This window comes from Pseudoxanthomonas sp. G3 (assembly GCF_057654715.1).
This window is the reverse complement of sequence record NZ_CM172805.1, coordinates 3,692,735-3,717,696: the sequence shown is the minus strand read 5'-3', so window position 1 is coordinate 3,717,696 and position 24,962 is coordinate 3,692,735. Positions and strand designations below refer to the sequence as shown.

28 protein-coding genes and 1 tRNA gene are annotated in these 24,962 nt (G+C 68.3%); 12 read left to right on the top strand and 17 right to left on the bottom strand.

Going from position 1 to position 24,962, the window contains the following annotated elements; genetic code table 11:
* The first annotated feature begins 1 nt into the window (after position 1).
* Entirely contained in the window at positions 2 to 1,858 is a 1,857-nt protein-coding gene (locus tag AC23D6_RS17880) for a M56 family metallopeptidase (protein WP_487750552.1), read from the top strand.
* A gap of 91 nt (positions 1,859 to 1,949) precedes the next feature.
* Here the strand turns inward: AC23D6_RS17880 and AC23D6_RS17875 are convergent, their stop codons facing one another.
* The 5 genes from AC23D6_RS17875 to msrB form a co-directional block, all read right to left on the bottom strand.
* Positions 1,950 to 2,240 (bottom strand): DUF4031 domain-containing protein, encoded by a 291-nt coding sequence (locus AC23D6_RS17875; RefSeq protein ID WP_487750551.1) that lies wholly within the window; start codon positions 2,238 to 2,240, stop codon positions 1,950 to 1,952.
* Positions 2,237 to 2,644 carry a DUF3037 domain-containing protein gene (locus tag AC23D6_RS17870; protein ID WP_487750550.1) on the bottom strand — a complete coding sequence of 136 codons (408 nt, stop codon included), beginning with the start codon at positions 2,642 to 2,644 and terminating at the stop codon, positions 2,237 to 2,239. Before AC23D6_RS17870 ends, AC23D6_RS17875 begins: the two co-directional genes overlap by 4 nt.
* The gene (locus AC23D6_RS17865; protein WP_487750549.1) at positions 2,631 to 3,404 is read right to left on the bottom strand and encodes a HipA family kinase; all 774 of its coding nucleotides are present in this window, start codon (positions 3,402 to 3,404) and stop codon (positions 2,631 to 2,633) included. Before AC23D6_RS17865 ends, AC23D6_RS17870 begins: the two co-directional genes overlap by 14 nt.
* Before the next feature lie 34 nt (positions 3,405 to 3,438).
* A complete protein-coding gene (locus AC23D6_RS17860; RefSeq protein ID WP_487750548.1) occupies positions 3,439 to 4,494 on the bottom strand; it encodes a CorA family divalent cation transporter in 1,056 nt (351 codons plus the stop codon).
* 77 nt (positions 4,495 to 4,571) lie between these two features.
* The gene (gene msrB, locus AC23D6_RS17855; RefSeq protein ID WP_487750547.1) at positions 4,572 to 5,039 is read right to left on the bottom strand and encodes a peptide-methionine (R)-S-oxide reductase MsrB; all 468 of its coding nucleotides are present in this window, start codon (positions 5,037 to 5,039) and stop codon (positions 4,572 to 4,574) included.
* A 99-nt stretch (positions 5,040 to 5,138) separates the two neighbouring features.
* Between msrB and AC23D6_RS17850 the strand changes: the two genes are divergently transcribed.
* Positions 5,139 to 5,960: a DUF6491 family protein gene (locus tag AC23D6_RS17850; RefSeq protein ID WP_487750546.1), complete on the top strand. Its 822-nt coding sequence runs from the start codon at positions 5,139 to 5,141 to the stop codon at positions 5,958 to 5,960.
* A gap of 9 nt (positions 5,961 to 5,969) precedes the next feature.
* Here AC23D6_RS17850 and AC23D6_RS17845 read toward each other — a convergent pair whose 3' ends face one another.
* Both AC23D6_RS17845 and AC23D6_RS17840 read right to left on the bottom strand, forming a co-directional pair.
* A complete protein-coding gene (locus AC23D6_RS17845) occupies positions 5,970 to 6,539 on the bottom strand; it encodes a DUF3016 domain-containing protein (RefSeq protein ID WP_487750545.1) in 570 nt (189 codons plus the stop codon).
* Positions 6,540 to 6,645: 106 nt separating this feature from the next.
* Positions 6,646 to 7,554: an AraC family transcriptional regulator gene (locus AC23D6_RS17840; protein WP_487750544.1), complete on the bottom strand. Its 909-nt coding sequence runs from the start codon at positions 7,552 to 7,554 to the stop codon at positions 6,646 to 6,648.
* 198 nt (positions 7,555 to 7,752) lie between these two features.
* On the opposite strand from AC23D6_RS17840, the gene AC23D6_RS17835 reads away from it, so the two are divergent.
* The 4 genes from AC23D6_RS17835 to AC23D6_RS17820 all read left to right on the top strand — a co-directional run bounded on the left by AC23D6_RS17835 (position 7,753) and on the right by AC23D6_RS17820 (position 11,699).
* Positions 7,753 to 8,487: an SDR family oxidoreductase gene (locus AC23D6_RS17835; protein WP_487750543.1), complete on the top strand. Its 735-nt coding sequence runs from the start codon at positions 7,753 to 7,755 to the stop codon at positions 8,485 to 8,487.
* A gap of 77 nt (positions 8,488 to 8,564) precedes the next feature.
* The gene (locus AC23D6_RS17830) at positions 8,565 to 9,599 is read left to right on the top strand and encodes an aldo/keto reductase (protein ID WP_487750542.1); all 1,035 of its coding nucleotides are present in this window, start codon (positions 8,565 to 8,567) and stop codon (positions 9,597 to 9,599) included.
* 152 nt (positions 9,600 to 9,751) lie between these two features.
* Complete coding sequence (locus AC23D6_RS17825; RefSeq protein WP_487750541.1) at positions 9,752 to 11,032, top strand: Xaa-Pro dipeptidase; 1,281 nt, start codon at positions 9,752 to 9,754, stop codon at positions 11,030 to 11,032.
* Positions 11,033 to 11,042: 10 nt separating this feature from the next.
* The gene (locus AC23D6_RS17820) at positions 11,043 to 11,699 is read left to right on the top strand and encodes a DsbA family oxidoreductase (protein ID WP_487750540.1); all 657 of its coding nucleotides are present in this window, start codon (positions 11,043 to 11,045) and stop codon (positions 11,697 to 11,699) included.
* A gap of 6 nt (positions 11,700 to 11,705) precedes the next feature.
* On the opposite strand, the gene AC23D6_RS17815 is transcribed toward AC23D6_RS17820, so the two are convergent.
* The 3 genes from AC23D6_RS17815 to AC23D6_RS17805 form a co-directional block, all read right to left on the bottom strand.
* Complete coding sequence (locus tag AC23D6_RS17815) at positions 11,706 to 11,918, bottom strand: hypothetical protein (RefSeq protein ID WP_487750539.1); 213 nt, start codon at positions 11,916 to 11,918, stop codon at positions 11,706 to 11,708.
* Positions 11,919 to 12,046: 128 nt separating this feature from the next.
* The gene (locus tag AC23D6_RS17810) at positions 12,047 to 12,361 is read right to left on the bottom strand and encodes a putative quinol monooxygenase (RefSeq protein WP_487750538.1); all 315 of its coding nucleotides are present in this window, start codon (positions 12,359 to 12,361) and stop codon (positions 12,047 to 12,049) included.
* 88 nt (positions 12,362 to 12,449) lie between these two features.
* Positions 12,450 to 13,094: an arylesterase gene (locus AC23D6_RS17805; RefSeq protein ID WP_487750537.1), complete on the bottom strand. Its 645-nt coding sequence runs from the start codon at positions 13,092 to 13,094 to the stop codon at positions 12,450 to 12,452.
* 70 nt (positions 13,095 to 13,164) lie between these two features.
* Between AC23D6_RS17805 and AC23D6_RS17800 the strand changes: the two genes are divergently transcribed.
* Positions 13,165 to 13,902, top strand: coding sequence for an ABC transporter ATP-binding protein (locus AC23D6_RS17800; protein ID WP_487750536.1), 738 nt, complete (start codon positions 13,165 to 13,167; stop codon positions 13,900 to 13,902).
* Complete coding sequence (locus tag AC23D6_RS17795) at positions 13,899 to 16,400, top strand: ABC transporter permease (RefSeq protein WP_487750535.1); 2,502 nt, start codon at positions 13,899 to 13,901, stop codon at positions 16,398 to 16,400. The genes AC23D6_RS17800 and AC23D6_RS17795 overlap by 4 nt, the downstream gene beginning before the upstream one ends.
* Before the next feature lie 102 nt (positions 16,401 to 16,502).
* Here AC23D6_RS17795 and AC23D6_RS17790 read toward each other — a convergent pair whose 3' ends face one another.
* From AC23D6_RS17790 to AC23D6_RS17775, 4 genes are all read right to left on the bottom strand, one after another.
* On the bottom strand, positions 16,503 to 17,726 hold the full coding sequence (locus AC23D6_RS17790; RefSeq protein ID WP_487750534.1) for an RtcB family protein: 1,224 nt from the start codon (positions 17,724 to 17,726) through the stop codon (positions 16,503 to 16,505).
* Positions 17,727 to 17,780: 54 nt separating this feature from the next.
* Positions 17,781 to 18,899, bottom strand: coding sequence for a slipin family protein (locus AC23D6_RS17785; RefSeq protein WP_487750533.1), 1,119 nt, complete (start codon positions 18,897 to 18,899; stop codon positions 17,781 to 17,783).
* Positions 18,900 to 19,323: 424 nt separating this feature from the next.
* Positions 19,324 to 19,395: transfer RNA gene (locus tag AC23D6_RS17780), tRNA-OTHER, on the bottom strand.
* Positions 19,396 to 19,827: 432 nt separating this feature from the next.
* Positions 19,828 to 20,109: a hypothetical protein gene (locus AC23D6_RS17775; RefSeq protein ID WP_487750532.1), complete on the bottom strand. Its 282-nt coding sequence runs from the start codon at positions 20,107 to 20,109 to the stop codon at positions 19,828 to 19,830.
* A gap of 60 nt (positions 20,110 to 20,169) precedes the next feature.
* On the opposite strand from AC23D6_RS17775, the gene AC23D6_RS17770 reads away from it, so the two are divergent.
* The 4 genes from AC23D6_RS17770 (at position 20,170) to AC23D6_RS17755 (ending at position 23,154) form a co-directional block, all read left to right on the top strand.
* Positions 20,170 to 21,183, top strand: a complete 1,014-nt coding sequence (locus AC23D6_RS17770) for a class I SAM-dependent methyltransferase (RefSeq protein WP_487750531.1) — start codon at positions 20,170 to 20,172, stop codon at positions 21,181 to 21,183.
* Between the two features lie 4 nt (positions 21,184 to 21,187).
* Entirely contained in the window at positions 21,188 to 21,895 is a 708-nt protein-coding gene (locus AC23D6_RS17765; RefSeq protein WP_487750530.1) for a pseudouridine synthase, read from the top strand.
* Positions 21,892 to 22,581, top strand: a complete 690-nt coding sequence (locus AC23D6_RS17760; protein ID WP_487750529.1) for an HAD family hydrolase — start codon at positions 21,892 to 21,894, stop codon at positions 22,579 to 22,581. The genes AC23D6_RS17765 and AC23D6_RS17760 overlap by 4 nt, the downstream gene beginning before the upstream one ends.
* A gap of 66 nt (positions 22,582 to 22,647) precedes the next feature.
* Positions 22,648 to 23,154 carry an REP-associated tyrosine transposase gene (locus AC23D6_RS17755; protein ID WP_487750528.1) on the top strand — a complete coding sequence of 169 codons (507 nt, stop codon included), beginning with the start codon at positions 22,648 to 22,650 and terminating at the stop codon, positions 23,152 to 23,154.
* 79 nt (positions 23,155 to 23,233) lie between these two features.
* On the opposite strand, the gene AC23D6_RS17750 is transcribed toward AC23D6_RS17755, so the two are convergent.
* The 3 genes from AC23D6_RS17750 to AC23D6_RS17740 are packed head-to-tail and all read right to left on the bottom strand — an operon-like array spanning position 23,234 to position 24,947.
* Positions 23,234 to 23,797: a DUF1415 domain-containing protein gene (locus AC23D6_RS17750; protein ID WP_487750527.1), complete on the bottom strand. Its 564-nt coding sequence runs from the start codon at positions 23,795 to 23,797 to the stop codon at positions 23,234 to 23,236.
* Positions 23,790 to 24,272: a YajQ family cyclic di-GMP-binding protein gene (locus AC23D6_RS17745; RefSeq protein WP_487750526.1), complete on the bottom strand. Its 483-nt coding sequence runs from the start codon at positions 24,270 to 24,272 to the stop codon at positions 23,790 to 23,792. Before AC23D6_RS17745 ends, AC23D6_RS17750 begins: the two co-directional genes overlap by 8 nt.
* 30 nt (positions 24,273 to 24,302) lie before the next feature.
* The gene (locus tag AC23D6_RS17740; RefSeq protein ID WP_487750525.1) at positions 24,303 to 24,947 is read right to left on the bottom strand and encodes a DUF2306 domain-containing protein; all 645 of its coding nucleotides are present in this window, start codon (positions 24,945 to 24,947) and stop codon (positions 24,303 to 24,305) included.
* Positions 24,948 to 24,962: the final 15 nt, after the last annotated feature.

Here is a 24,962-nt window from a genome sequence, read left to right as displayed (position 1 = left end):
GATGGGCCTGGATGCCGTCGCCGACCTGATCCTGTCGCGCCTGCTCGCCGTGGGTGGGCAGGCCCTCGTGCTTGCGGCGCTGGTCTGGGCGCTGTGCCGTTTCCTGCCGCGCCTCGATGCGCGCACGCGGGCCTGGCTGTGGTGGCTGGTCGCCACGCAGATGGTGGTGGGCCTGTTCTGGCATGCGCCGGTCGGATTGCCGCTGTTGCCCGCTGCGCCTTCCGCGTCCGTCGCGGTGCAGGCGGTTCCGATGACGGTCGATGTCGCGGCGGCGACCGCGTCCGTCGCCTCGGCGGCGACCCCCGCGCTTCCCCCGGTTGCCCAGGACGCCGGACTGCAATTCGGCTGGCCGGTCTGGCTGTTGGCCGCATGGCTCGCCGGCGTGACGGTCATGCTGCTCAACACCGTGCGACAGTGGATTCGCCTGCGCAGACAGCTGGCGCGCGCGACACCCTGCGCCGATCCCCGCGCGACGGCGGAGTACGCCGCACTCGGTCGCCATCTCGGCCTCGACAGGTTGCCGGCACTGCGCGTCAGCGACGAGATCGACTCGCCGATGCTGGCCGGGCTTTGGCGCCCCGTGCTGCTGCTCCCCGCCGCCGGTCTGGCGCGGATGGGCGGCGACGACCTGCGCATGGCGCTGCGGCACGAGCTCGCGCATCTGCAGCGTCGCGACCTGTGGTGGGCGTGGATGCCGGCGCTCGCGCAGCACCTGTTCTTCTTCCATCCCGTCGCCCATCTGGCCGCGCGCGAGTACGGCCTGGCCCGCGAAGTCGCGTGCGACGCCGCCGTGCTGGCCGATGAGCGCCACGCACCCCACGACTACGGCCGCCTGCTGGTGAAGCTGGGCGTATCCACCGCACCGTCGCCGGCGTTGGCCGGCGCCTCCCCCACATTCCGCATCCTGAAAAGGAGACTGCTCATGCTCCAGCACACCGCATCGCCGTTGCGCACCAGCGCGCTGGCCCTGACCCTGACCCTCGGCATCGTGCTGCTGGGCGCGGTGCCGTACCGCGTGATCGCCCGCAGCGCACCGGTCGTACCGCCCGCGCCCATCGCGCCCATCGCGCCCATCGCCGCTCCTGCGCCCGCCCCCACGCCCGCCGCGCGTCCGGCGTCCGAATCCGGCGTCGCGCCGACGCCGGTGGCGGCCCCGCGAGCCACCGTGGTCGCAAGCGCGCACGACATGCCCGCGCCGCCCGCGCCCCCTGCGCCGCCGAGCGTGTCGCCGCCGCCGGCCCCGGCCCCTCCCGCCCCGCCCCCCATGCGCGGCACATGGAGCATCGGGGGCGACCGCAACGGCGATGCCTATGTGCTGATCTACGACGACGAGGTGACGATGGCGGGGCACAGCGACGACATCCGGATCGCCCGTACCCTGCAGCAGGGCAAGTCGCCGGTGTTGTGGCTGCGCGAGGATGGCAAGCAGTACATCGTGCGTGACCTGCCCACGATGGAGCGACTCAGGGCCGCGCACGCACCGATGCAAGCCCTCGGTGCCCAGCAGGGCAGACTGGGCGAACAGCAGGGCGCATTGGGCGAGCGTCAGGGCGCGCTGGGCGTGAAGCAGGGCGAGCTCGGCATGAAGATGGCCACCCTCGCCACGGAGCGGTCCGCCGCCGCGAGGGACGGCAGCGAGACCCGCGAGCAGGAACTCGACCGCAGGATGGATGCGCTGGCGCGCGAACAGGATGTCCTGGCCAAGCAGCAGGATGCCCTGGCCCGTCAGCAGGAACCGTTGGCACGGCAGCAGGAGGCGCTCGCACGCCGGCAGGAAGCCGCCGCCGCCCAGGCCCAGCGCGACGTCGACCGCCTGGTCGATGACGCCATCCGCAGCGGCAAGGCCCAGCAACTCTGAGTTCCCGTAGAGCGGAGCTCGCTCCGCTGCTCTCCGCTCCACCACCGGAGATTGAAAGACCAAGGAGCCGAGCACGCTCGGCTCTGCGGCATCAGGGTTCTGCCGCGTATCCGCTCCATTGCGATCTGGCGATGCGGATGATCGCGCGGACCTGGTCGCGGTCGCGATGGCGCGAGATAGCGATGGCACCGAACCGCAGGGCGTCCTCGCGCAATTCTTCGGTCAGGTCGTAATGCGCGCCGCTGCGCTTGTCCTGGAAGGCGCGCCGCGGCATGCCCAGCCGCGCGGCCATCGCATGCAGCTCGTCCAGCGTGTCGGCCATCATGTGGGCCCAGCGCTGACCGCGCCACAGCGTGACCGCATCGTCCACGTAGACGCTCATCGCGGCACGGTGGCCTTCGGTGGCCGCACCATGCGGTCCATCAGGTGTTCGAGCGTGGCCGGCAGGTCGCCGCAGCGGCCCATGTGCACCGGCGAGGTCTGGATGATCGAACTGCGCTTGGCGGTGAGCCAGTGGAAGCGCGCGCGCGGCGGCAACAACCCGATCGGCGCCGCCGCTTCGCCGCCGCGGCAGATCGCCGGGATGGTCTCCAGGTGGCGGCGCAGCGATTCGATGTCCAGCGTGGGGTCGAGCAGGCGCAGGCGCGCCTCGTCCAATTCGATCCGTGCTTCCAGGAAGCCCGCGCGTTCGCACGACAGGATGACGCCGACGTTGACGAATTCCTCCCGCTCCACGCGCGGCACCACGCGGATCACCGCATAGTCGTAGGTGTCATGCGCGTGCACGGATCGCCTCCTGCACGAACGCCTGGCGCTGCGCGAGGCGCTGCACGAGGTACGCGATGTAGGCCGCGCGCTGGGTGGCGGCATCGCCGAAGCGGTCCGGTCCTTCCAGCCAGGCATCGGGCACGTCGCCGACGATCGCGCTGATCGTGGGCTCCGTCAGCCTGGCCGCCATGTCGGCGTCGACCTCTTCAAGGCGCGAGGCCCAGCGCAGCAGCACGTGGTCGCGGATCAACGGGAACGGTTTGCCCGCGCCCGCCAGATCGCCGTCCCAACCGTGGTGGAAGTACAGCGCCGCGCCGTGGTCGATCAGGTATAGCCTGCGGTGCCACATCAGCAAGTTGGTGTTGCGCGCGGTGCGGTCGACGTTGCTGATGAACGCATCGAACCAGACGATGCGCGAGGCCAGCGCCGCATCGGGCTGTTCGGCGACCGGGTCGAAGTTCACCGCGCCGGGCAGGTAGTCCATCGCCAGGTTGGTACCGGCGCTGGCCTTGATCAGGTCCTGGATCTCCGGGTCGCCTTCGGTGCGCGCAAGATCGGCATCGAGTTCCATCAGCGCCAGGTCGGGCATCGGCAACGACAACGCCTTCGCCAGCCCACCGGCGATCACTTCCGCCACCAGCGCCTTCGGGCCTTGGCCGGCACCACGGAACTTCAATACGTAAAGGCCTTCGTCGTCGGCTTCGACCACGGCGGGCATGGAGCCGCCTTCGCGCAGCGGGGTGACGTAACGGGTGGCGGTGCGGAGGGCGAGCGTCATCAGGCCGCTAGGATAGCGCGGCTGCGCGCGAGGCTCAGGTCGAACGCGCCACACCCATGCGCCGCAACAGCCCGTAGACCAGCACGCTCGAGGCCACGCCCAGCAGGAGCGCGAACGCCAGTCCGTGGGTGCTGTGCGCGAACGGCAGCCCAGGCAGGTTCATGCCGAACAGGCCGGCGACCAGGCTGGGCGGCAGCAGCAGCGCGGTGATCATCGACAACACGTAGAGATGCCGGTTGGTGCGCTCGGCGAGCTTGGCGGCGACTTCGTCCTGCAGCAGGCGCGCGCGTTCCTGCAGCGTGCCGACATCACTATCGAGGTCGTCGAAGCGCTGGTTGAGGCGTGCGATGGCGTCCAGCAGGTCGTCGTCGGCATCGCCCGCATGGCGCTGCTCGAACGGCTTCAACACGCGCCGCATCGCGGTGAGCGGCCGATGCAGGCGCACCGTCTGGTGGCGCAGCTGGGCCAAGTCGCGACGCTCTTCGCCGATGCTGTCCGCGAGCACGCGGTCTTCAATACGATCCAGCCGTGTCGACAAGCCATCGCTGCTGCGTTCCACCGTATCGGCGAAGCGGCCGGCCACCAACTCCAGCAGACGGACCGGCGCATCGGCCTGCGCGCCGGCGATCACCGCACGGCGCGCGGCCTCCACCGAGCGCAGGGCCTGGCGGCGTGCGGTGACCAGAAGGCGTTCGGTCATCGCGAAGTGCAGCCAGCCGATGCCGTCGTCGCCCCGCAACTGGCCTTCAGCCGCGAGGTCGACGCCGCGCTGGTGCGTCCAGTCGACGAAGACGCCGTAGGCCGCGGCGTCTTCGCGTTGCAGGTTCACGTGCGAGTCCGGCGACAGCAGCGTATCGCGCGCATCGTCGGGGATCGGCAGGCACGCCACCACCTGCGCGCTGCGCACGTCGCTGAGATCCAGATGCAACCAGTACCAGGCCCCAGCGGACGCGCCCAGCGCATCCACAACGGTGGACGCGGCATCGAGCGCGTGGGCACGGCCTTCGCCCTCGAACCGGTAGAGCCAGAGCGCGCCCGGCAGTCCGGAGAACGTCGGCAGGGGCGCGTGCGGGTCGGGGAATGCGGCCATGTATGACAGCCGGGCGACGATCGAGTGACGGTCAGGCTACCGCCGTCATGTGCCCGTCTTATGACACGCGGCTGGCGTCATCCGGCCGGTTGCGACTCCGCGCCGCCGCGGTGCAGCGGGTCGGGCAGGGCGGCCCCCTGTGGCGTGAAGGCAAGCGAGACCGAGTTCAGGCAGTGCCGTTCGCCGGTCGGCGGCGGGCCGTCCGGGAATACATGGCCCAGGTGGCTCTGGCAGCGGGCGCAGACGATCTCGGTGCGGATCATGCCGTAGCTGGTGTCGCGGATGCGCCCGATGTGCGCCTCGTCCACCGGTTGGAAAAAGCTCGGCCAGCCGGTACCCGAATCGAACTTGGCGCTGGAGCGGAACAGCGGCAGCCCGCACAGGCGGCAGGTGTAGACACCCTCCTGCTTGTTGTCCAGGAAGACGCCGCAGAACGGGGCCTCCGTGCCGTGCTGCAGCAGCACCCGGCGCTCGTCGTCGCTGAGGTCGGCCACCAGGGCCGTGCGCTGTGCTTCAGTGGGCGGGGTGAGGTCGAAGGCCGTCATGGGCATGCTCCGCGGAAAGGATGTGGACGATATGGTGCCTGAGCACGCGTGCCGCAAGCCTGGTTTACCATCGGCGCGTTCCCGAGGAGAGAAGCACGGATGCGATCGACACTGGCCTTCTTCGCGCTGGTCCTGCCGCTGACGGCAGTGCACGCCCAGACCCCCGCCCCCACACCGCGCGTCGCGCCGGCCCCCGGCTGTCTGGATGCCCGGCAGATGGACGAAGTGCGCCAGGTTTCGCCCGCCCTGCTCGCGGTGCAGGGTCGCGATGGCCAGCGCTTCCGCCTTGATCTGTCGGCCGGCTGTCCGGGCGCCAGCCAAGCGGAAGCGGTGCTGCTGGCGCGCGAGGGCTGGGTCTGCGGCACCGGGCGGGAATACGTGCGCATCGGCGATGCCACCTGTGCCATCGCCGGCATCGCGACGATCGACGCGCGCGAGTACGCGGCGCTCGCGCGCGCCTCGCAGGGCGCCGACGATGGCGTGACCACGCTGGACACCGTGGAGGTGCGCGCGCCGCGGCGCCGCGGCTTCGCCGGTTCGTCGAGCTTCTGCTTCAATCCGCGTTACCTGCGCGCCTGGTCGGAAGACACCCGGGGCATGCTGGTCGAACTCTCGCCGCGCCGCTCGGGCGGGCATCGCTACTACCGCGTCGAACTCGCGCAAGGGTGTCCGGATCTGGATTCGGCGCCGGCCATCACCTTCCGCTCCGGTGTGGGCATCGGCCTCATCTGCGGCAACCCCGGCGACCGCGTGGTCGCGCAGGACAGCGGCGGCAACAGCCTCTTCGACTCGGGCAACGCGGATGCTTTGATCCCGGGCGACGAACGACGCTGGTCGCGGCCGGGGATCCGCGTGCAGTGTTCGGTTTCGGCGGTGTATCCGCACGAGCCGGCCCCGCGCGAGACGGCGCCAGCGCCCTGAGCGTGCGCCTCAGCGCGCAGTCAGCGCGGCATCGCCCTTGAACTCGCGGCGCAGCCAGTCGTCGATCATGCGCTTCTCGTAGCGCAGGGTGTCGGTGTTGGTGAGGTTGGGACCCATCAGGAAACCGTGGTCGACCAGCTTGCGCTCGCCTTCAGCGACCACTTGGCCGTCCGCGCCCTTCACCACGAAACTCAGCGTCATCCGCGGCGGATAGATGTCCTTGACGATGCGGATGTCCTCCATGCCGTTGCGCACGATGGGCTCGTAGCGGCCGGCGCGGTCGATGTCGGTGATGGTGACGTCCAAGGTCTGGCCGCGCGCCAGCCGTTGGCCGGCTTCATCGCGCAGGTACTTGGCCAGGTCGGTGACCCAGGTGCCGCGCTTGGATTCCCAGCGGTTGCCGCTGAACTTGATCTCGCTGAACTGCGCCGGATCGGTCCACTGGACGCTGACGGCGCCTCCGTCCGTGGGAAGGCTGCGCGGGATCTCGGGATCGGTGACGTTCTTCTGTCGCGCCTGGGCGGGCAGAGCGGCGGCGAGCGCAACGATGGCGGTCAGCAGCAGGACGGGGGCTTTCATGGCCGTTCCTCGGGAATGTGACGCGTCGATTGTGCGCCGCGCGCCGAACCCCGGCAACGCGGCGGAGGCCGGGGCTTACGACGCGTTCAGCGGGCGGCGACGGGCCTCAGAGGCTGCGTAGCCGTTCGACGTCGCGGACCGGCGGCGCGCCGAACATGCGGCTGTATTCGCGGCTGAACTGCGACGGGCTTTCGTAGCCCACGCGGTGGCCGGCGCTGGCTGCGTCCATCACTTCGCTGAGCATCAGCCGGCGCGCTTCCTGCAGACGGAGCTGCTTCTGGTACTGCAGCGGGCTCATCGCCGTGACCGCCTTGAAATGATGATGCAGCGCGGAGGTGCTCATGTGCACCTCGCGCGCGATGTGGTCGATGCGCAGCGGCTGGGCATAGTGCTGCCGCAACCAATGGATCGCCTTGGCCACGCGCTGGCCCTGGCTGTCGGCGATACCGATGTGGCGCAGCATCGCGCCCTGCGGGCTGCACAGCACGCGATAGAGGATTTCGCGCTCCACCAGCGGCGCCAGCAACGGAATGTCGTGCGGCGTATCGAGCAGCTTCACCAGGCGGATCACCGCATCCAGCAGCTCCACGCTGCTGGGCGCCAGGCACAGGCCACGCGACGGCGGCGGCAAGGGCGCGCGCGCGGATTCGGCTTCGGTGACCAGGGTGGCGATGGTGGAGGGCGAGAGCTTCAGCACCAGGCACAGGTAGGGCGCCTCGGCGGACGCGCGGGTCACCTGGCCGGTGACCGGCAGGTCGACCGAGGCGACGACGAAGCGACTCGCGTCGTACTCGTAGACCTCGTCGGCGAGGATCGCGCGTTTGGCCCCCTGGACGATCAGGCACAAGGCGGCCTCCTGCACGCCGCGCATCGGCTGTGGCATCGGTGCGCTGAGGCGGGAGAAGTGCAGGGCCGGGATCGCCGTGGCATGCAGGCCGTCTTCGCCGGTGGATCGTTCAATCAGATCCGCGAGTTCGCGGAGGCGGTCTTCATGGGCGGGGGTGGTCTCGGACATGGGAGCGCTTGCTGCGGCATGCGGGGAGGTGGGACCGAGTCTACGCAGCGCTCCGGGGGATGGCATGGCCTTGCGGGCGGCCGAGCAGGATCAGGCAATGATCGCGGAGGAACCGGATATCGAGGCCGTGGCCGGCGGGCCGAGACTGCGGCCCGTTGCGGCACAGCCCGTGCCGCGCATTCCCCACGAGGTACTCCCATGTCCGGAATCCAAGGAAAAGTCATCGCCATCACGGGCGCCAGCAGCGGCATCGGCGAAGCCGCCGCCCGTGAACTCGCCCGCCGCGGTGCCCATGTCGTCCTCGGCGCGCGCCGCACCGACCGCCTGGAGCGGCTGGTGGCGGACATCGCCGCGGCAGGCGGCAGCGCGCGCTTCCAGGCGCTGGATGTCACCCGCCTGGACGACGTGCAGGCGTTCGTCGCGTTCGCCCAGGCGGCGTTCGGCCGGCTCGACGTCATCGTCAACAACGCGGGTGTCATGCCGCTGTCGCCGCTGTCGGCGCTGAAGATCGACGAATGGAACGCGATGATCGACGTCAACATCCGCGGCGTGCTGCACGGCATCGCCGCGGCACTGCCGGTGATGCAGGCGCAGGGTGGCGGGCAGATCATCAACGTGGCCTCCACGGCCGGCCACCGCGTGTGGCCGAGCGCCGCGGTGTACTGCGCCACCAAGCATGCCGTGCTCGCCATTTCAGAAGGCCTGCGGCAAGAGCACGACGCCCTGCGCGTCACCGTGGTGTCGCCAGGTGTGACCACCAGCGAACTGGCGGAAACCACGAGCGATGCCGGCATCAAGGCGTGGCTCGAGGATTTCCGCCAGGTGGCGATCCCCGCGGAGGCCATCGCGCGCGCCATCGCCTATGCGGTGGAGCAGCCCGACGACGTGGATGTCAGCGAAGTCATCGTGCGGCCGGCGGCGAGCGCGAACTAAGCGTTCCATCGCGAGGGGTTGCCGTTGCGGTGGCGGGGGAGTGCAATGGCGCACTCCCCCGCTTCAGGACCCTCGTCATGGAATACCGTTATCTCGGCGCGTCAGGCTTCCGCGTTCCCGTCCTTTCCTTCGGTACCGGGACCTTCGGCGGGCAGGGCGCGTTGTTCAGCGCATGGGGCAGTACCGACGTGGCCGGAGCGCGCCGCCTGGTCGATGTCTGCCTCGATGCGGGTCTGAACATGTTCGACAGCGCCGACGTCTATTCGAAGGGCGCGGCCGAGGAGATCCTCGGTGAAGCGATCAAAGGCAGGCCGCGCGATTCGCTGATCCTCTCCACCAAGGCCACGTTCCGCTTCGGCGAGGGCGAGAACCAGGTGGGCTCTTCGCGCCACCACCTCATCAACGCCATCGACGCGGCGCTGAAGCGGCTCGGCACCGATTACATCGACCTGTTCCAGCTGCATGGCTTCGATGCCCGCCCACCGGTGGAGGAAGTGCTGTCCACGCTCGACACCTTGGTGAAGGCGGGCAAGATCCGCTACCTGGGCGTATCGAACTTCTCCGGCTGGCATCTCATGAAGTCGCTGGCCGCCGCCGATCGTCACGGCTGGACGCGCTATGTGGCGCACCAGGCCTACTACTCGCTGGTCGGCCGCGACTACGAATGGGAGCTGATGCCGCTGGCCGCCGACCAGGGCGTGGGTGCGGTGGTGTGGAGCCCGCTGGGATGGGGCCGGCTCACCGGCAAGATCCGCCGCGGCCAGCCGCTGCCCGAGAACAGCCGCCTGCAGTCGCAGACCGCCCAGGACGCGGGTCCCCAGGTGGACCTCGACTATCTCTACGGCGTCGTCGATGCGCTGGACGAGGTCGCACAGGAAACCGGCAAGTCGATCCCGCAGGTGGCACTGAACTGGTTGCTGCAGCGGCCGACGGTCAGCACCGTGGTGATCGGCGCGCGCAATGAGGAGCAGTTGAAGCAGAACCTCGGCGCGGTGGGCTGGAATCTGACGGCCGAGCAGGTCGCCAAACTGGATGCGGCGAGCCAACGACCGAAGCCGTACCCGTACTGGCATCAGGCCGGCTTCGCCTACCGCAATCCCACGCCGGTCTGATGCCCCGCAGAGCGGAGCTTGCTCCGCTGCTTTTTGTGTTGCTTTGCGATCGTCGTGCTTGCGGCGGGTGTACGCAGCCGAGCAAGCTCGGCTCTACAGCGCCGGTTGCGGCCTGCTAGAGTCGCGCAGCCCCTTTCCTGTCCGGAGTTCCGATGCGTCTGCGCGTTCTTGCCGTCGTCCTGTCCCTCGCCTGCGCGCCTGCGTTCGCGGCAACCACGTACGTGAAAGCCGGGCGCCTGCTGGATGTCGAATCCGGGCGCATGCTGACCGACCAGGCCATCGTCATCGAAGACGCGCGGATCAGCGCCGTCGGGCCCACAGCGAGCACGCCGGTGCCGGCCGGTGCGACGGTGCACGATCTGTCGGACAGGACGGTGATGCCTGGCCTGATGGACGCGCACGTGCACCTGCACGGCGACGCCGACCTGCAGGGCTACCGGCGCCTGGCCATCTCGTTGCCGGCCGCCGCGATCAAGGGGGCGAAGAACGCGCGCACTACGCTGCTGGCCGGCTTCACCACTGTGCGTGTGCCCGGTTCGCCGGGCTATGCCGACGTGGCGTTGCGCGATGCGATCGCCGCCGGGGAAGTGGACGGCCCACGCATCCTCGCCGGCGGCGTGTCTATCGGCATCACCGGTGGCCACTGCAGCGACAACAATCTCTTGCCGGCGGAGTACAAGGCTGTGGGCGAAGGCGTGGCCGACGGCCCGTGGGCCGCGCGGCAAAAGGTGCGGCAGAACGTCAAGTTCGGCGCCGACTTCATCAAGACCTGCTCGACCGGTGGCGTGCTGTCCAAGGGCACCGAGGTCGGCGCGCCGCAGTACTCGCCGGAGGAACTGAAGGCGCTAGTCGAGGAAGCGCATGCGCTGGGCCGCAAGGTCGCCTCGCATGCGCACGGCGCCACCGGCATCCGCAATGCGTTGCTGGCCGGCGTGGACTCCATCGAGCACGCCAGCTTCATCGACGATGAAGGCATCGCGCTGGCGAAGAAGAACGGCACGGTGCTGGTGATGGACATCTACAACACCGAGTACATCCTCGGCGAAGGCGAGAAAGCCGGCTTCCTGCCCGAATCCCTGGAGAAGGAACGCCGGGTGGGCGCCACCCAGCGTGAGAACTTCCGCAAGGCGCACCAGGCGGGCGCGATCATGGGCTTCGGCACCGACGGCGGCGTATACCCGCACGGCCTCAACGCGCGCCAGTTCTCGCGCATGGTGCAGTTCGGGATGACGCCGCTGCAGGCGATCCGCTCGGCCACGGTGGTCAATGCGCGCCTCTTCGGCATCGAGAAGGAGGTCGGCGTACTGAAGCCGGGCTTCTACGCGGACCTGATCGCCGTGGAGGGCGACCCGCTGCAGGACGTGGCGGTGCTGGAGAACGTCGGCTTCGTGATGAAGCAAGGCCGCGTGTACAAGAACACCGCGCCCGAATGAGGTCTGCCGTATGTCCAACCCTGTGAAGATCGATTTCGTATCCGACGTCGCCTGCCCGTGGTGCGCGATCGGCCTGGCGTCGCTCGAACGTGCGATCGCCGCGGTCGGCGACGGCCTGCAGGTCGAGGTGCGCTTCCAGCCGTTCGAACTCAACCCGGACATGGCCCCGGAAGGCGAGTCCATCGCCGAGCACCTTGGCCGCAAATACGGCCTGTCGCCCGCGCAACTGGCGCAGAATGGCGAGGCGCTGCGTCGGCGTGGCGAAGCGCTGGGCTTCCACTTCGACCTCCAGAAGCGCGACCGGATCTACAACACCTTCGATGCGCATCGCCTGCTGCACTGGGCGGGTGGATTAGGTGCCACGCAGCAGCATGCGCTCAAGCGCGCGCTGTTGCAGGCGTACCACGCGGAAGGCCGTGATGTGTCGGATCGCGACACGCTGGTCGCGATCGCCAGCGCAGCGGGACTGGATGCGACCGAGGCGCGCGACGTGCTGCAAACGGGCCGCTTCGCCGCCGAGGTCCGCGAGCGCGAGCGCTTCTACCAGCAGCACGGCATCCAGGCGGTGCCGTCGGTGATCTTCAACGAGCGCCACCTGGTGCAGGGCGGCCAGCCGCCCGAGACGTTCGAGCAAGTACTGCGGCAACTGTCGGGCATCGCCGCCTGAGCCGGGTCAGCCGTGCCGGGCGAGCAGGATGGCCTCGTTGCTCGGCATCTCGATGACCACGGCGGTCGGGATGCCGTGGTGTTGGTGCAGGGTGGCGGCGAGCAGCTTCGCGTTCTCGCGGGCGTCGCCCAGGTTGTCGAACCAGTTGCGGCCGTATTCGCCCTCGTAGAGCTGCCAGCCGCTGGCCGCGGCGGCGATGGTGAAGAGCAGGCGAGGCATGGGGAACTCCAGTCAGCAATGCCGGGCAGGGAACCGGCAGGGCTACTGTGCGTGAATGTGTCAGATTTCACATTCGGCGGATGCCTCGGTTTGGCGTAGGAAAATTCCTACGAAGTCCGGAGACATCTTCAGGCGACCGGTTCGAGGGCGGTCTGTTCGAACCGGTCGATCAGTTCCGCGCAGCGGTCCAGCAGCTCGAACATGCCCGGCAGTTCCAGCATGGCGCGGTGTTCGTTGCGACCGCTCCAATATTCGGTGATGAAGACCGCATCGCCGTTCTCGGGCACGCGGCTGATCGTGTAGTCCAGGCAGCCTGGACTCTGGTGGACGAGTCGGGAGATGTCGGTCAGCACAGCGACCAGCGCTTCGCGGCGGCCCGAGTGCGCCTTCACGAGGGTGGCCAGCCCGTAGCCGTTCGCTGCATCCGAAAGGTGCTGGTACATGCGCCCCAGTGTGGAGGGATTCATCGCACGGGGCGTGGGTAGGAAGTCACGCGCCAGCGTGCCGGCGCGTGCGTGAAGACATGGCGAACTAGCGCAGCAGCGGCTCCAGTGCCTTCCACACATGGTCGCGCAAAGCGGGTTGCGCGCGTGCGACGGGGTGCAGGTTGTCGGCTTGGTAGGCGCTGCGGTCCAGGGCGATCGGCTCCAGCAGGAACGGCAGCAGGGCCGTGCCGTACTGCTGGGATAGCGCGGTGTAGTTTTGCTCGAAGCCGCGGGTGTAGTCCGGCCCGTAGTTGGGCGGCATGCGCATACCGACCAGCAGGACCTTGGCCTTGGCGGCCTGCGCGGCGGTGATCATCTTGGCCAGGTTGGCGCGGGTCTGGGCTAGGGGCAGGCCGCGCAGGCCGTCGTTCGCCCCGAGGGCAATCACCACCACGGCAGGGCGGTGACGCTGCAGTTCCGCGGCGATGCGCGCCGCGCCGCCGGCGGTGGTTTCCCCGCTGATGCTGGCGTTGACGACCCGCCAGCCCGGTTTGGTCTTGCCCACGCGATCGGCGGTGAGGGCGACCCAGCCTTGCGACGGCGCCAGCCCGTAGGCGGCGGACAGCGAGTCGCCCATCACCAGGAGGGTGCGCGCGCCCTTCGCCGGTGCGGCCTGCGCGTTCTGCGCTGCGACGGGTTGTGCGAATAATGCGACGAGCAGAAGCAGGGCCAGGCCCATGACCCATTGCATGCGTGCGCGGTGAGCCCCATACCTGTTTGAATTAAGAAACATTTAATCCGCGCTCCCGATGATTCACGAAATGACCGACGAGACGATCATGGCCGACGCCAGCAGACTGCACACTGAAGCCCGCACCACCGAACGCGCCGTCCTCGACGTGCAGGGGCTGGGCAAGCACGTGCCGCTGCCGGACGGCGAGCTGACGATACTCGACGACATCGGCTTCCGCATCGGCCACGGCGACACGGTGGCGATCGTCGGCGCGTCGGGCTCCGGCAAGAGCACGCTGCTCTCGCTGTTGGCCGGGCTGGACGTTCCCAGTGCCGGCACCGTTACCCTGGATGGCGAACGCATCTCCGACATGGACGAAGACGGCCGTGCGCGCGTACGCGGCGAAAAGGTCGGCTTCGTGTTCCAGAGTTTCCAGCTGCTGCCTTCGCTGACGGCGCTGGAGAACGTCATGCTGCCGCTGGAGTTGCGCGGCGACACCGATGTGGACGGACCCGCACGCCAGATCCTCGAGAAAGTCGGCCTGGGCCAGCGCCTGGGCCACTACCCGCGGCAGCTGTCCGGCGGCGAGCAACAGCGCGTGGCGTTGGCGCGCGCGTTCGTGACGCGGCCGTCGCTGCTGTTCGCCGACGAACCCACCGGCAATCTCGACACGCACACCGGCCAGGCGATCATCGAACTGCTGTTCGCGTTAAACGCCGACGCCGGCACGACACTGGTGCTGGTCACTCACGACGATCATCTGGCCGAACGCTGCCATCGCTTGCTCCGGCTTGATGCCGGTCGCCTGCAGGGCGACAGCGCATGAAGACCGTCGCACTGGCTTGGCGCCAGTTGCGTCGCGACCTGGTCGCGGGCGATGTGCGCATCCTGTTCGCCGCGCTGGTGCTGGCCGTGGTGGCGGTGACATCGGTGGGTTTCGTCACCGATCGCGCGGAGCGCGCGCTGGTCATCGAAGCGAATCGCCTGCTGGGCGGCGATGTGGTCGTGCGTGGCGATGCGCCGCCGACCGATGCGGTGCGAGCGTTGGCCGCTGCGCCGGGTCTGCGCGTCACCGAGACGCAGGACATGCAGAGCATGGTCCGCGCCGGCGAGTCGCTGTCGCTCGGTGATCTGCGCGCGCTGGGCGAAGGCTTCCCCTTGCGCGGCAGTTTCCGCGTGGTCGAGGCGGCCGGCGGTGCCGAGCGCAACGCCACCGGCGTCCCTGCGCCGGGTACGGTGTGGATCAGCCAGGCGGGTGCCGAGACATTGGGTGCCAAGCTCGGCGACGAGATCGGCATCGGCACGCGCACACTGAAACTCGTGGCGCTCGTCACGCAGGAGCCCGACGCGGCGCTGGACTACTTCAATGTCGCACCGAAGGTCTTTCTCAACCTCGCTGACCTGCCATCGACCGGCCTCGTGCAGGAAGGCAGTCGCTTGCGCTACCGCTTGGTGGTCGCGGGCGATGCGGCGGCGGTCGAAGCTTTCACCGCCGCGGCGAAACCGCAGCTCGCCCGCGGCCAGCGGATGGAAACCATCCAGGACGCGCGCCCGGAAGTGCGCTCCGCGCTGGACCGCGCCAGCCGCTTCCTGGGCCTGGCCGCACTCGTGTCGGTGGTGCTGGCGGCGGTCGCCGTAGCGATGGCGGCGCGCCGCCATAGCGAGCGCCATCTTTCCGGCACCGCGGTGATGCGCTGCCTCGGTGCGCAGCAGCGGACGCTGGTGGGCATCCATGTCGGCGAACTGGTATTGCTGGGGCTGGCCGCCTGCACGGTGGGCGTGCTGATCGCATTCGGCCTGCAGTGGGGCATCGGCAGCTGGCTGCAACAATCGTTGAAGATCGACATTCCGCCGGCCGGCTTGCTGCCTGCCCTGCAGGGTTATGGCGTGGGCATGATCGTGTTGCTCGCCTTCGGTGCGCCGCCGGTGCTGGCGCTGCGGCGTGTTCCGGCGTTGCGTGTATTGCGTCGTGACCTGGACCGGACCGAGCCCAGCGCCTGGCTGGTCGCGCTGACCGGCTTCGTCGGGCTCGGCGCGCTGCTGTGGTGGAAGGCGGGTTCGCCGACGCTCGGCACCGCGATGCTGGTCGGCATCATCGGCACGTTGGCGGTCCTTGCCGGCCTGGCGTGGTTGCTGATCCTGCTCGTGCGCCGCGTGCGCTCGCGCCTGCGTGGCAGCCTGCGTTACGGGCTGGCGAACGTCAGCCGGCGCGCCGGCACGTCGATCGCGCAGGTGTCGGCGCTCGGCCTGGGCTTGATGGCCCTGCTGTTGCTGACCTTCGTGCGCACCGACCTGCTGGACCGCTGGCAGCTGGCGCTCTCGGCCAATGCGCCCAACCGTTTCATCGTCAACGTGCAGACGGACCAGGTCGATCCGGTGAAGTCCTTCATGCAGGCGCGCGGCCTGTCGGCGGTGGACCTGTATCCGATGATCCGCGGTCGGCTGGTCGAGCTCAACGGCACGCCCACCGGCGGCGCGGCTTACGAGCAAGCGGATGAGCGCACGCAGCGTCGCGCCGAGCGCGAGTTCAACCTGTCGATGGCCGCGACGCTGCGCGATGACAACAAGGTGACCGCCGGCGAATTCTGGACCGGCCGAACGCCGTCGTCGCCGGAACTGTCGGTGGAGGAAGGCTTCGCCGAAGACCTCGGCTGGAAGCTCGGCGACCGCGTCGCGTTCGACATCGCCGGCCAGCGCTTCGAGGGTCGCATCACCAGCCTGCGCAGCGTGGATTGGGAAAGCTTCCGTCCCAACTTCTTTGTCATCGCTTCGCCTGGTGCGCTGGACGGCTACTCCGCCAGTTACATCACCGCGGTGAGCGTACCGGCCGGCGATGCCGCGTTCACCCGCGACCTCGTAGGCCAGTTCCCGAACCTTTCGGTGGTCGACGTGGAGGCGGTACTGAAGCAGGTGCGCGGCACGGCCGAGCAGGTCTCGCAAGTGGTGCAGGTGGTGTTCTGGTTCTCGCTGGCGGCCGGCCTGTTGGTGCTGATGGCGGCGGTAAGCGCCAGTCAGGACGAACGGCTGCTCGAAGGCGGCGTGATGCGCGTGCTCGGCGGCAGCCGTCGTCAACTGCGTCTGGCGCAGGCCTCGGAGTTCGCCGCCATCGGCCTGTTGGCCGGCCTGGTCGCGGCAATCGCGGCGTCGGTACTGTCGGGCGTGGTCGCGACCCAGGTGTTCGATCTGCCGTGGAAGGCGAATTGGCAGCTGGCCGCCATCGGCGGCGGGCTGGGCATGCTCGCGGCGCTGGGTGCGGGGCTGTTTGCCACGCGCAAGGTGCTGGACGCGCCGCCGTCGGTGACGCTGCGCGAACTGCAGGGCTGAGGCATCGGCGCTTGTGGGAGCGACGTAAGTCGCGATGGGCCACCGGTCATGCCTCATCGCGACTTACGTCGCTCCCACAGAAAAAAAGGGGCGAGCCGAAGCTCACCCCTTGATGCACACCACCTGGCGCAGCGTGTGGAGCACTTCCACCAGGTCGCTCTGCGCGGCCATCACGGCGTCGATGTCCTTGTAGGCCGCCGGTGACTCGTCGATCACGCCGGCATCCTTGCGGCATTCGACGTGCGCCGTGGCCTCGCGATGCTGCGACAGCGTGATCTGCTGGCGCGCGGCGGTACGGCTCAATACGCGGCCGGCACCGTGGCTGCAGCTGTGGAAGCTGTCCGCGTTCCCCTTGCCGCGCACGATGAAGCTCTTCGCACCCATGCTGCCGGGGATGATGCCCAGCTCGCCGGCACGCGCGCTCACCGCGCCCTTGCGGGTCACGAGTAGGTCCACGCCGTCGTGCGCCTCCTTTTGCACGTAGTTGTGGTGGCAGTTGACTGCCATCTTCTCCAACTGGAACTTCGGCAGGCGGTGGCGCATTTCGGCCAGCACACGCGACATCATCGCTTCACGATTCTCGCGGGCGTAGTCCTGCGCCCACGACACCGCTTCCACGTAATCGTCGAACAGGGGCTCGCCTTCCATGAAGAAGGCCAGGTCCTTGTCCGGCAGGTGGAAGCCGAGCACGCGGTGCGCCAACTGCTCGCGTGCGCGCTCGATGAAGTACGTGCCGATCAGGTTGCCGGTACCGCGCGAACCGCTGTGCAGCATCACCCACACCGCGTCGGCCTCGTCCAGGCAGATCTCGATGAAGTGGTTGCCGCCGCCCAGCGTGCCGATCTGGCGGTCCAGCTTGTCGGTACGGATCCTGCGGTGCTTCTGCTTGATCGCCTCCAGGCGCGGTTCCAGCCCCGACTTCGCGATGCGCGTGGCGATGCTGTCCGGCAGCTTCCAGTGCTCGCCACCGCGGCCGTTGCCCACCGGCACGCTGCGCTCGATGCTCGAGCGCAGTTGCGCCAGGTTGTCCGGCAAGTCCTTCGCGCGCAGCGTGGTCCGCACCGCGGCCATGCCGCAGCCGATATCCACGCCGACGGCGGCCGGGATGATGGCGCCGCGGGTCGGGATGACCGAACCCACGGTGGCGCCCTTGCCCAGATGCACGTCGGGCATCACCGCGACCCAGGGGCCGACGAAGGGGATGGCCGCGATGTTCCGCAGCTGCTCGCGGGCGCCCTGGTCCAGGGGCACGCCGCGCACCCAGCCCTTGATCGGCGTGGTGCTGCCCTCGGCGTGCAGCAGTTCGAAGTGTGTTTGCGTACTCATGTGATCATTCCATTGAAGCCGGAAGCGGTGGTTCCATCCACCGCCCCGGCTGTTCTACCTCAACGTCACCAATTGCTTCAGCACGCCCTCCAGGCCACCGAACACGGTGAGCTTGTCGATCTTCTCGGTGACCTTTTCCAGGGCCTCGAGCTCCTTCAGGCGCATCAGCACCGGCGACTCGTCGATCAGCTTCGCGGTGTTGAGCAGGGAACGCGTGGCGTTCGCCTCCTCGCGACGGCGGATCACGTTGGCTTGCGCCTGCTTCTCCGCCTGCACCACCGCGTTGAGGATCTCCTTCATCTCGCCCGGCAGGATCACGTCCTTCACGCCGACACCCAGCACCTCCACGCCGAGACCGGTCAACTGGCCGCGCACGTACGCGAAGATGTCGGCGTCCAGCGAGGCCTTGTCGCCCAGCAGTTCGTCCAGCGTCTTGGCGGAGACCGCGTTGCGCAGGCCGTACTGCAGTTCGCGGTAGACGAAGTCGCCCACCTTCGCGACCTTGGTCCGCGCGGCCACCACGTCGGTGACGCGGGTGCTGGCGGCCAGGTTCACGCGCAGGCTGACCTTGTCGCGAGTCAGCAGTTCCTGGCCCGAGACCTCGATCGACTGCACGCGCAGGTCGACCACATCCACCACGACGTTCTTCTGGAAGTTCCAGAAGGCGTAGCTGCCGGGCGCGAGCGTGCGCTCGAGCTTGCCGTCGATGAAGACCAGGCCGGCGAACTCCGCCGGCACGTCGGCCACCACCGCCAGCTTCGACAACGCGCCCAGCTGGCGCAGGCGCCGCGCGACGGCGACGTCCACGTCCGGCGTGGCGAGCGACACGGCCTGCACCTCGACCTTCACCAGACCGACCCAGTACAAGCGCCGCGCGCCGGGCGGCAGCACGTCTTCCAGCTTGCCGTTCTTCAGTACCAGGCCGACCTGGTCCACCCCGATGTCGGCGAGCACGAAGGCCTCGCCCAGGCGTTCGCCCAGGCGCGCGATCAGCGCGTCGACGTCGTGGCCGGCGTACTCCGGCGCGGCGATGTTGAAGGTGCGCACCTCGATCCGACCCATCGGGTCGAACCAGCGGTACACGCCGGGCGCGAGCAGTTGCTCGAACCGACGGTTGCGATACACCAGGCCGCGCTCGCCGTCACCGATCACGACCCTCTTGGTCCAGAACATGGCGTTGTTCTCCTTGTTGGCTCTGGTGGTTCGATCCGGATTCAACGGATCGCCGCAGTGGATCGAATCCCGCGACGAAGGGTGCCCATCGCGATTCGCGATCGGCGGAAGAAGGTGGAAACGCCCCTGCACGGCGGCGAGGCGGGCGGCCGGCGCTGTCGGCGGAAGCATCGCAACGAGGGCGCGGTCCGTGGACTGCGTCGAACGCTGCGCGCCTCCGCGTCGAGGGCGCGGTGCCGGCGTCGTCCCCGCTGCGCCACGCCGTCTTCTGCGTTCCATCGCGGAAGGACGACACGCCGCACGGGGCGTTCCCTGGGCGGGACTTGCGTCCCTGTTTCCAGATTTACAGTCTGGTGTTGGAGCGGGAGTCGAACCCGCGACCGTCGGATTAATGTCCGATGCTCTACCCATCTGAGCTATCCAGTGGTGGACGAACCGGATTCGAACCGGCGGCCAACGGCATGCGCCGCTGCTCTCCCAAGCTGAGCTATCGTCCGCTCGAGGAACACCTTCTCCCACGCGTCGGCATACGCCACGGCAGCGCCGCGCGCACCGGACGGGACACAAGCCCGTACCGCTGTCGCGTGTTCGATCGATGCTCCCCATTGCCGGCTGTCGCCAACCGACAATTCGTGCGGGCGCCATGCGCCCTTGTGGTGTCCATTCCCCGCGCCGCTCGCGTCGAAGCATCACAACGCAGCGCACATGCGCCGGTCGCAGCCGCGCCCCTGCCTCGGGCGCGCGGACGCGCTACCCGGATGCTCCAGGGCGGAAAGAAACTTCCGTGGTGGAATGGATGAAACCTGGTCGATGCATGCGCATCCTCCGCGAACGCTGAAAACAAAACGCCCCCGGGTGTTGCGACCCGAGGGCGTTCGCGTTCCTCGGGAGATCGGGGTGGCCGATCTCCCAGGGAGTCAGCCGGATGTCAGAAGTCCAGGTGCCGTGCGCGTTCGGAATTGCGCAGGCCGCCCTTGTTCGCGTGCAGCACCAAGCCGCAGCGCGAGGGCTGCAGGGCGGGCTTGCTGTCGAAGGAATAGGCGGGCTTCATGGGAAGAATTCGATTGATGAAAAAACGGCCACGGGGCCGACGGGCGCGCACGATACGCCGCTTGTTCGCGAAGCGCAACACTTTTTTCGTTTTATTTTCGATGCCCGACCGACGGCAGTGGAAGTGACCATCAGTGGCTGCCGCTAGAATGAGGCGCATCTTCCCTTCGTCTTCCGCACCGTGGCCTCCAAGTTTTCCGATCCCGCACTCGATGCGTTGATGCTGCCCTTCGCACAAGGGCTGCTCGGCTGGCCACACGGGCCCGTGCTGTTCCTGCGTGCGCGGGATGGCGCGGCGCTGCGCCAGTTCCCGTTGTCGCAGCTGGTGTGCGAACAAAGCTTCCGTCCCGACGCCGACTTGCTGGAGCGCGCCGGCCTGCGCGTCGTCGCCGATGCCGCCACCGACGGTGTGCGTTATCCGCTCGTCCTCGTGCTGCCGCCCCGCCAGCGCGAAGAGGCACGCGCATTGCTGGCGCGCGCGGTGCAGCTCGTAGCGCCTGGCGGTATCGTCGTCGCCGCGATGACGAACAACGAAGGCGCCAAGTCGGGCGAAGCCGATCTCAAGCAGCTCGCCGGGCTGGCCGGTACGTTGACCAAGTTCCACTGCCGCACGTTCTGGACGCGCCCGCTCGACGGCGACGGCGACGGCGCCCTGCTCGCGCAGTGGGTATCGCTGGATGCGCCGCGCCGCATCGAAGGCGGACGCTATCTCAGCCGTCCCGGCGTCTTCGCGTGGAATCGTGTCGACCCGGCTTCGGCACTGCTGGTCGAGTGCCTGCCGACCGATATTGCGGGGCACGGCGCCGACCTGGGCGCGGGCTGGGGCTTCCTGTCGCTGTCGCTGCTGGCGCGCAATCCGGGCATCGCCGCGCTCGATCTGTACGAAGCCGAGGCACGCGCACTGGCGTTGGCGAAGCAGAATCTTGACCAGCTCGCCTCGGCCGTCGCGCTCGATTACCACTGGCACGACGTGACCGCCGGGCTGCCGAAACGTTACGACTTCATCGTCAGCAACCCGCCCTTCCATACGCAGAGCCGCGCGGACCGTCCCGACATCGGGCAGCGTTTCATCGCCGCGGCGGCGGAAGCGCTGAAGCCGGGTAGCCGCCTGTGGCTGGTCGCCAATCGCCACCTGCCTTACGAGCAGACCTTGAACGAGCGGTTCGGCGAGGTGCGTGTGGCGGGCGAGCGCGATGGCTTCAAGGTCATCGCAGCGACCAAGGCACGGCGGTGACCGCATGAAGATCGTCAAGCATATCGCCAACCTTGGTTACGGCAGCCGCAAGGATGTGCAGTGGATGTTCCGCGAAGGCCGCATTACCGACGCCGCGGGCGAGGTGCTGTACGCCGATGATCCGGTGGACCACGACAACATCCGCGTGGATGGCGAACCGCTGGATCCCGCGCCGGGCGTGGCGATCCTGTTGCACAAGCCGGCCGGCTACACCTGTTCGACCAAGGACACCGGCCGGATCGTCTACGACTTGTTCCCGCCGCGCTTCCGTGAGCGCTCGCCGGTGCTGTCCACGGTGGGTCGGCTGGATCGCGAAACCAGTGGCCTGCTGCTGCTCACCGACGATGGCGGGCTGCTGCATCGGATCATTTCGCCGAAGGCGAACCTCCCCAAAGTCTACGATGCCACCCTGGCGCAGGATCTGCGTGGCGACGAAGGCGCGGTGTTCGCCAGCGGTACGCTGATGCTGGAATCGGAGCAGACGCCGCTGGCGCCCGCCGGTTTGCACGTCATCGATCCTCGGCATGCGCAGCTGACGCTGACCGAGGGCCGCTACCACCAGGTGCGACGGATGTTCGCCGCGGTCGGCAACCACGTCGAAACGCTGCACCGCAGCCGCATCGGTGGACTGACGCTGGACGACCTGGCGCCCGGGCAGTGGCGCGTCCTCGGCGAGGACGATCTTCGCCAGCTGTTCGAAACAGCCGCGTGAGTCACGTGGCCCTGCCGTTCACGCCGGTTGCGGTGATCTTCGACATGGACGGCCTGATGCTCGACAGCGAGCGCGCCATCATCGCGTGCCTGGCCGAGGCGGCGCGCGAGCGCGGCCACGACCTGCCCGACCTGCTGTGGCTGTCGATGGTCGGTCACAGCGAAGCCGTCTGCCGCCACCTGCTGGACGAAGCCGTGGGCGAGGCCGAACGCGAGCAAATCCTGCGGCGCTCGCACGTGCTCTACGACGCCGTCGTAGCGGCTGGCGTGCCGCACCGGCCGGGCATCATCGAGATGTTGGATTTCCTGCAGGCGCGCGGTATTCCAAGGGCGGTCGCCACGTCGACGCGCCGTCCGCTGGCGCTGAAGAAGCTGGAGGCCGCAGGCCTGCTTCCTCGATTCGATGCGATCTGCACCAGCAGCGACGTGACGCATCCCAAGCCGGCGCCGGACGTCTACCTGTTGGCGGCACGTTCGCTGGGCGTCGATCCTGCGCAGTGCCTGGTGCTGGAGGATTCGCCCACCGGCGTGCGCGCGGCGCTGGCGGCCGGCATGTATCCGATCCAGATCCCCGACCTGCTGGAACCCGACGACACGGTCCGCGCCTTGGGGCACATCATCCTGCCGTCGCTGCATGATGCGCGCGCGCTGCTTGAGCAGCGGCTGGATGCGTATCCGAAGGCTTGATGTGGGAGCGACGTAAGTCGCGAGGCCTTCCCGTGAAACTCCGACACGCCGGCGGGCGGTCCTCCGATGGTGTTCCACATCGTGCTCGCCATGCTCACCTTCTTCCACGGGAGGTCAGCGATGTCGGGTTACTCGGAGCTTAGAAAGGGCCGATCTTCCCAAGCCGGCCAGGCCTACATGGTGACCTTCACGACGGCCGACCGCCGCCCGCTCTTTCTTCATCCGGGCCGCGCCATGGAAGCCTGTCGGGCGATGACCTCCCCCAGGCTGTGGTATCGCTCAAGGCTGTTGTGCTGGGTGCTGATGCCGGACCATTGGCATGGCGTGATTGAACTGGGTTCGCTAGAGAGCCTGTCGACGACGGTGCAGCGATTGAAGGCCAACGGTGGCCGGATCATTCGCCTGCATCACCCCGAGTCCGGCATCGTGTGGGAGAAGGGATTCCACGACCACGCGCTACGCGGCGAGCGGTCGATCCTTGCTGCGGGACGCTACATCGTGGCCAACCCCCGGCGCACTGGACTGGCGCGAAGCGTCTGCGAGTATGCGTGGTGGGACGCGATCTGGCTTTGATCGATGCTGTGCGAGGCCGTGGAAGGAAAAACATCGCGACTTACGTCGCTCCCACACCGGGCATCGCGGGTTGGCTCCGTCAGTCCGCGAACAGCTTCTGCCACCCCGCATGCCCCAACGCATCCAGCGTCTTCACGTTGCGCTCGACGATGACATCCGGATCCGGGAAGGCCTCCACCGCGCGGTCGATGCTGGCTTCGCGCAGCAGGTGCAGGGTGGGGTAGGGCGAACGGTTGGTGTAGTTGCTGATGTCGTCCGGCATCGTGCCGGCGAACTGGTAGTCCGGATGGAAGCTGGCCACCTGGATCACGCCCTGCAGGTCGAGCGCTTCGACGGCCGCGTCGGCGTTGTCGAGGAATTCGTTGTAGTCGAGGAAATCCACCAGCACGTCCGGGTGCACGATCAGCGTGGTATCGACCTGCTCGGGATCGGTGTCGCGCAACAGTACCAGTTCTTCCGCCAGTTCCTCCAGCAGGGCTTCCGGGGTGCTGGCATCGCTCAGCACGATGCGCACCTGCTGCTTCACGTACACCGCCTTGGCGAACGGGCACAGGTTCAGTCCGATCACCGCGCGCTCCACCCAGCGACGCGTGGCGTCGATGGGATCGGTTGTACCGCCGGCAGCGGGCAGCGTGTCAGTCACGGAAATTGTCGAACTGCAGCGGCAGCTCGAATTCCGTCTTCTTCAGCAGGGCGATGACGTCCTGCAGATCGTCGCGTTTCTTGCCGGTGACGCGCAGCTTGTCGCCGTTGATCTGTGCTTCCACCTTCAGCTTGGCGTCCTTGATGGTGGCGACGATCTTCTTCGCCAGCTTCTGCTCGATGCCCTGTCTCACGGTGATCTTCTGGCGCGCGCCGGCCAGGTTGGTCTCCACGTCGCCGAACTCCAGGCAGCGCGCGTCGATCTGGCGGGCGATCAGGCGCGCGCGCAGGATGTCGGTCATCTGCTTGAGCTGGAAATCGCTGGGCGCGGACTGGGTGATCAGTTTCTCTTCCAGCACGAACTTGGCGTCCACCCCCTTGAAGTCGAAACGGGTGGAGAGTTCGCGGTTGGCCTGGTCCACGGCGTTGGTGAGCTCGTGGACGTTGACTTCGGACACGACGTCGAAGGAAGGCATGGGGGGAATCCTGTAGCGGGGCGCGAAATTCTACCGCGCGCCGTGAACCGGCATCGCCTCCGCAGGCCGGGTACGTGCGGGGCGCCGCTTGCCCGCCAGCCGGCGAACGACTTCACACGCGAGCAGCGGCACCGTCCAGCTGCACCAGAGCAGGCCTGCGATCAGGGTCGGCGAGGGGGCGAATCCCCCTGCGATGGCGAGGGGCAACGACAGGCGAAACAGGATCGGTGCCAAGGTCACCGCGTAGTTGCGGATCATCCAGCGGCGATGTTTCTCCACCGCGCCACCCCTGACCGCGACCAGGCCGGTCAGTCCCGTGGTCAGCCAGGCCAAGGCCGTCGCGGAGAACGCCAGGCGGATGGCGAACGGAGCGGTCGACGTGGCGATCAGTCCGATGGCGCCGGTAGCGGCGACCAGCATGCCGGACAGGTAGATGCGGCCCATCACGCGGTGCATGCGTGGTTGGCGTCGGCGCCACTGGGTGAAGAACTGCACCGGCCCGAGCACGACGGTGGTGAGTCCGCCGGCCAGGTGCGTCCACAGCCAGCCGCGGCGTGCCATGAACATCCCGTAGGCCGCAGAATCGAGATGGCGGTACTTGCCGTAGGCGGCGACCAGGAATTCGAGGCTGGCAAAGCCCAGCAACAGCCACAGCACGGCCCACGCCAGAAGCATGGCTAGGCGCGACCC

Coding starts and splice junctions, on each gene's coding strand:
- AC23D6_RS17880 (WP_487750552.1), top strand. CDS start 2: ATGGGCCTGGATGCCGTCGCCGACCTGATCCTGTCGCGCCTGCTCGCC.
- AC23D6_RS17875 (WP_487750551.1), bottom strand. CDS start 2,240: ATGAGCGTCTACGTGGACGATGCGGTCACGCTGTGGCGCGGTCAGCGC.
- AC23D6_RS17865 (WP_487750549.1), bottom strand. CDS start 3,404: ATGACGCTCGCCCTCCGCACCGCCACCCGTTACGTCACCCCGCTGCGC.
- AC23D6_RS17860 (WP_487750548.1), bottom strand. CDS start 4,494: ATGGCCGCATTCCCCGACCCGCACGCGCCCCTGCCGACGTTCTCCGGA.
- msrB (WP_487750547.1), bottom strand. CDS start 5,039: ATGACGGCCTTCGACCTCACCCCGCCCACTGAAGCACAGCGCACGGCC.
- AC23D6_RS17850 (WP_487750546.1), top strand. CDS start 5,139: ATGCGATCGACACTGGCCTTCTTCGCGCTGGTCCTGCCGCTGACGGCA.
- AC23D6_RS17845 (WP_487750545.1), bottom strand. CDS start 6,539: ATGAAAGCCCCCGTCCTGCTGCTGACCGCCATCGTTGCGCTCGCCGCC.
- AC23D6_RS17840 (WP_487750544.1), bottom strand. CDS start 7,554: ATGTCCGAGACCACCCCCGCCCATGAAGACCGCCTCCGCGAACTCGCG.
- AC23D6_RS17835 (WP_487750543.1), top strand. CDS start 7,753: ATGTCCGGAATCCAAGGAAAAGTCATCGCCATCACGGGCGCCAGCAGC.
- AC23D6_RS17830 (WP_487750542.1), top strand. CDS start 8,565: ATGGAATACCGTTATCTCGGCGCGTCAGGCTTCCGCGTTCCCGTCCTT.
- AC23D6_RS17825 (WP_487750541.1), top strand. CDS start 9,752: ATGCGTCTGCGCGTTCTTGCCGTCGTCCTGTCCCTCGCCTGCGCGCCT.
- AC23D6_RS17820 (WP_487750540.1), top strand. CDS start 11,043: ATGTCCAACCCTGTGAAGATCGATTTCGTATCCGACGTCGCCTGCCCG.
- AC23D6_RS17815 (WP_487750539.1), bottom strand. CDS start 11,918: ATGCCTCGCCTGCTCTTCACCATCGCCGCCGCGGCCAGCGGCTGGCAG.
- AC23D6_RS17810 (WP_487750538.1), bottom strand. CDS start 12,361: ATGTACCAGCACCTTTCGGATGCAGCGAACGGCTACGGGCTGGCCACC.
- AC23D6_RS17805 (WP_487750537.1), bottom strand. CDS start 13,094: ATGCAATGGGTCATGGGCCTGGCCCTGCTTCTGCTCGTCGCATTATTC.
- AC23D6_RS17800 (WP_487750536.1), top strand. CDS start 13,165: ATGACCGACGAGACGATCATGGCCGACGCCAGCAGACTGCACACTGAA.
- AC23D6_RS17795 (WP_487750535.1), top strand. CDS start 13,899: ATGAAGACCGTCGCACTGGCTTGGCGCCAGTTGCGTCGCGACCTGGTC.
- AC23D6_RS17790 (WP_487750534.1), bottom strand. CDS start 17,726: ATGAGTACGCAAACACACTTCGAACTGCTGCACGCCGAGGGCAGCACC.
- AC23D6_RS17785 (WP_487750533.1), bottom strand. CDS start 18,899: ATGTTCTGGACCAAGAGGGTCGTGATCGGTGACGGCGAGCGCGGCCTG.
- AC23D6_RS17775 (WP_487750532.1), bottom strand. CDS start 20,109: ATGCGCCTCATTCTAGCGGCAGCCACTGATGGTCACTTCCACTGCCGT.
- AC23D6_RS17770 (WP_487750531.1), top strand. CDS start 20,170: ATGCTGCCCTTCGCACAAGGGCTGCTCGGCTGGCCACACGGGCCCGTG.
- AC23D6_RS17765 (WP_487750530.1), top strand. CDS start 21,188: ATGAAGATCGTCAAGCATATCGCCAACCTTGGTTACGGCAGCCGCAAG.
- AC23D6_RS17755 (WP_487750528.1), top strand. CDS start 22,648: ATGGTGTTCCACATCGTGCTCGCCATGCTCACCTTCTTCCACGGGAGG.
- AC23D6_RS17745 (WP_487750526.1), bottom strand. CDS start 24,272: ATGCCTTCCTTCGACGTCGTGTCCGAAGTCAACGTCCACGAGCTCACC.
- AC23D6_RS17740 (WP_487750525.1), bottom strand. CDS start 24,947: ATGCTTCTGGCGTGGGCCGTGCTGTGGCTGTTGCTGGGCTTTGCCAGC.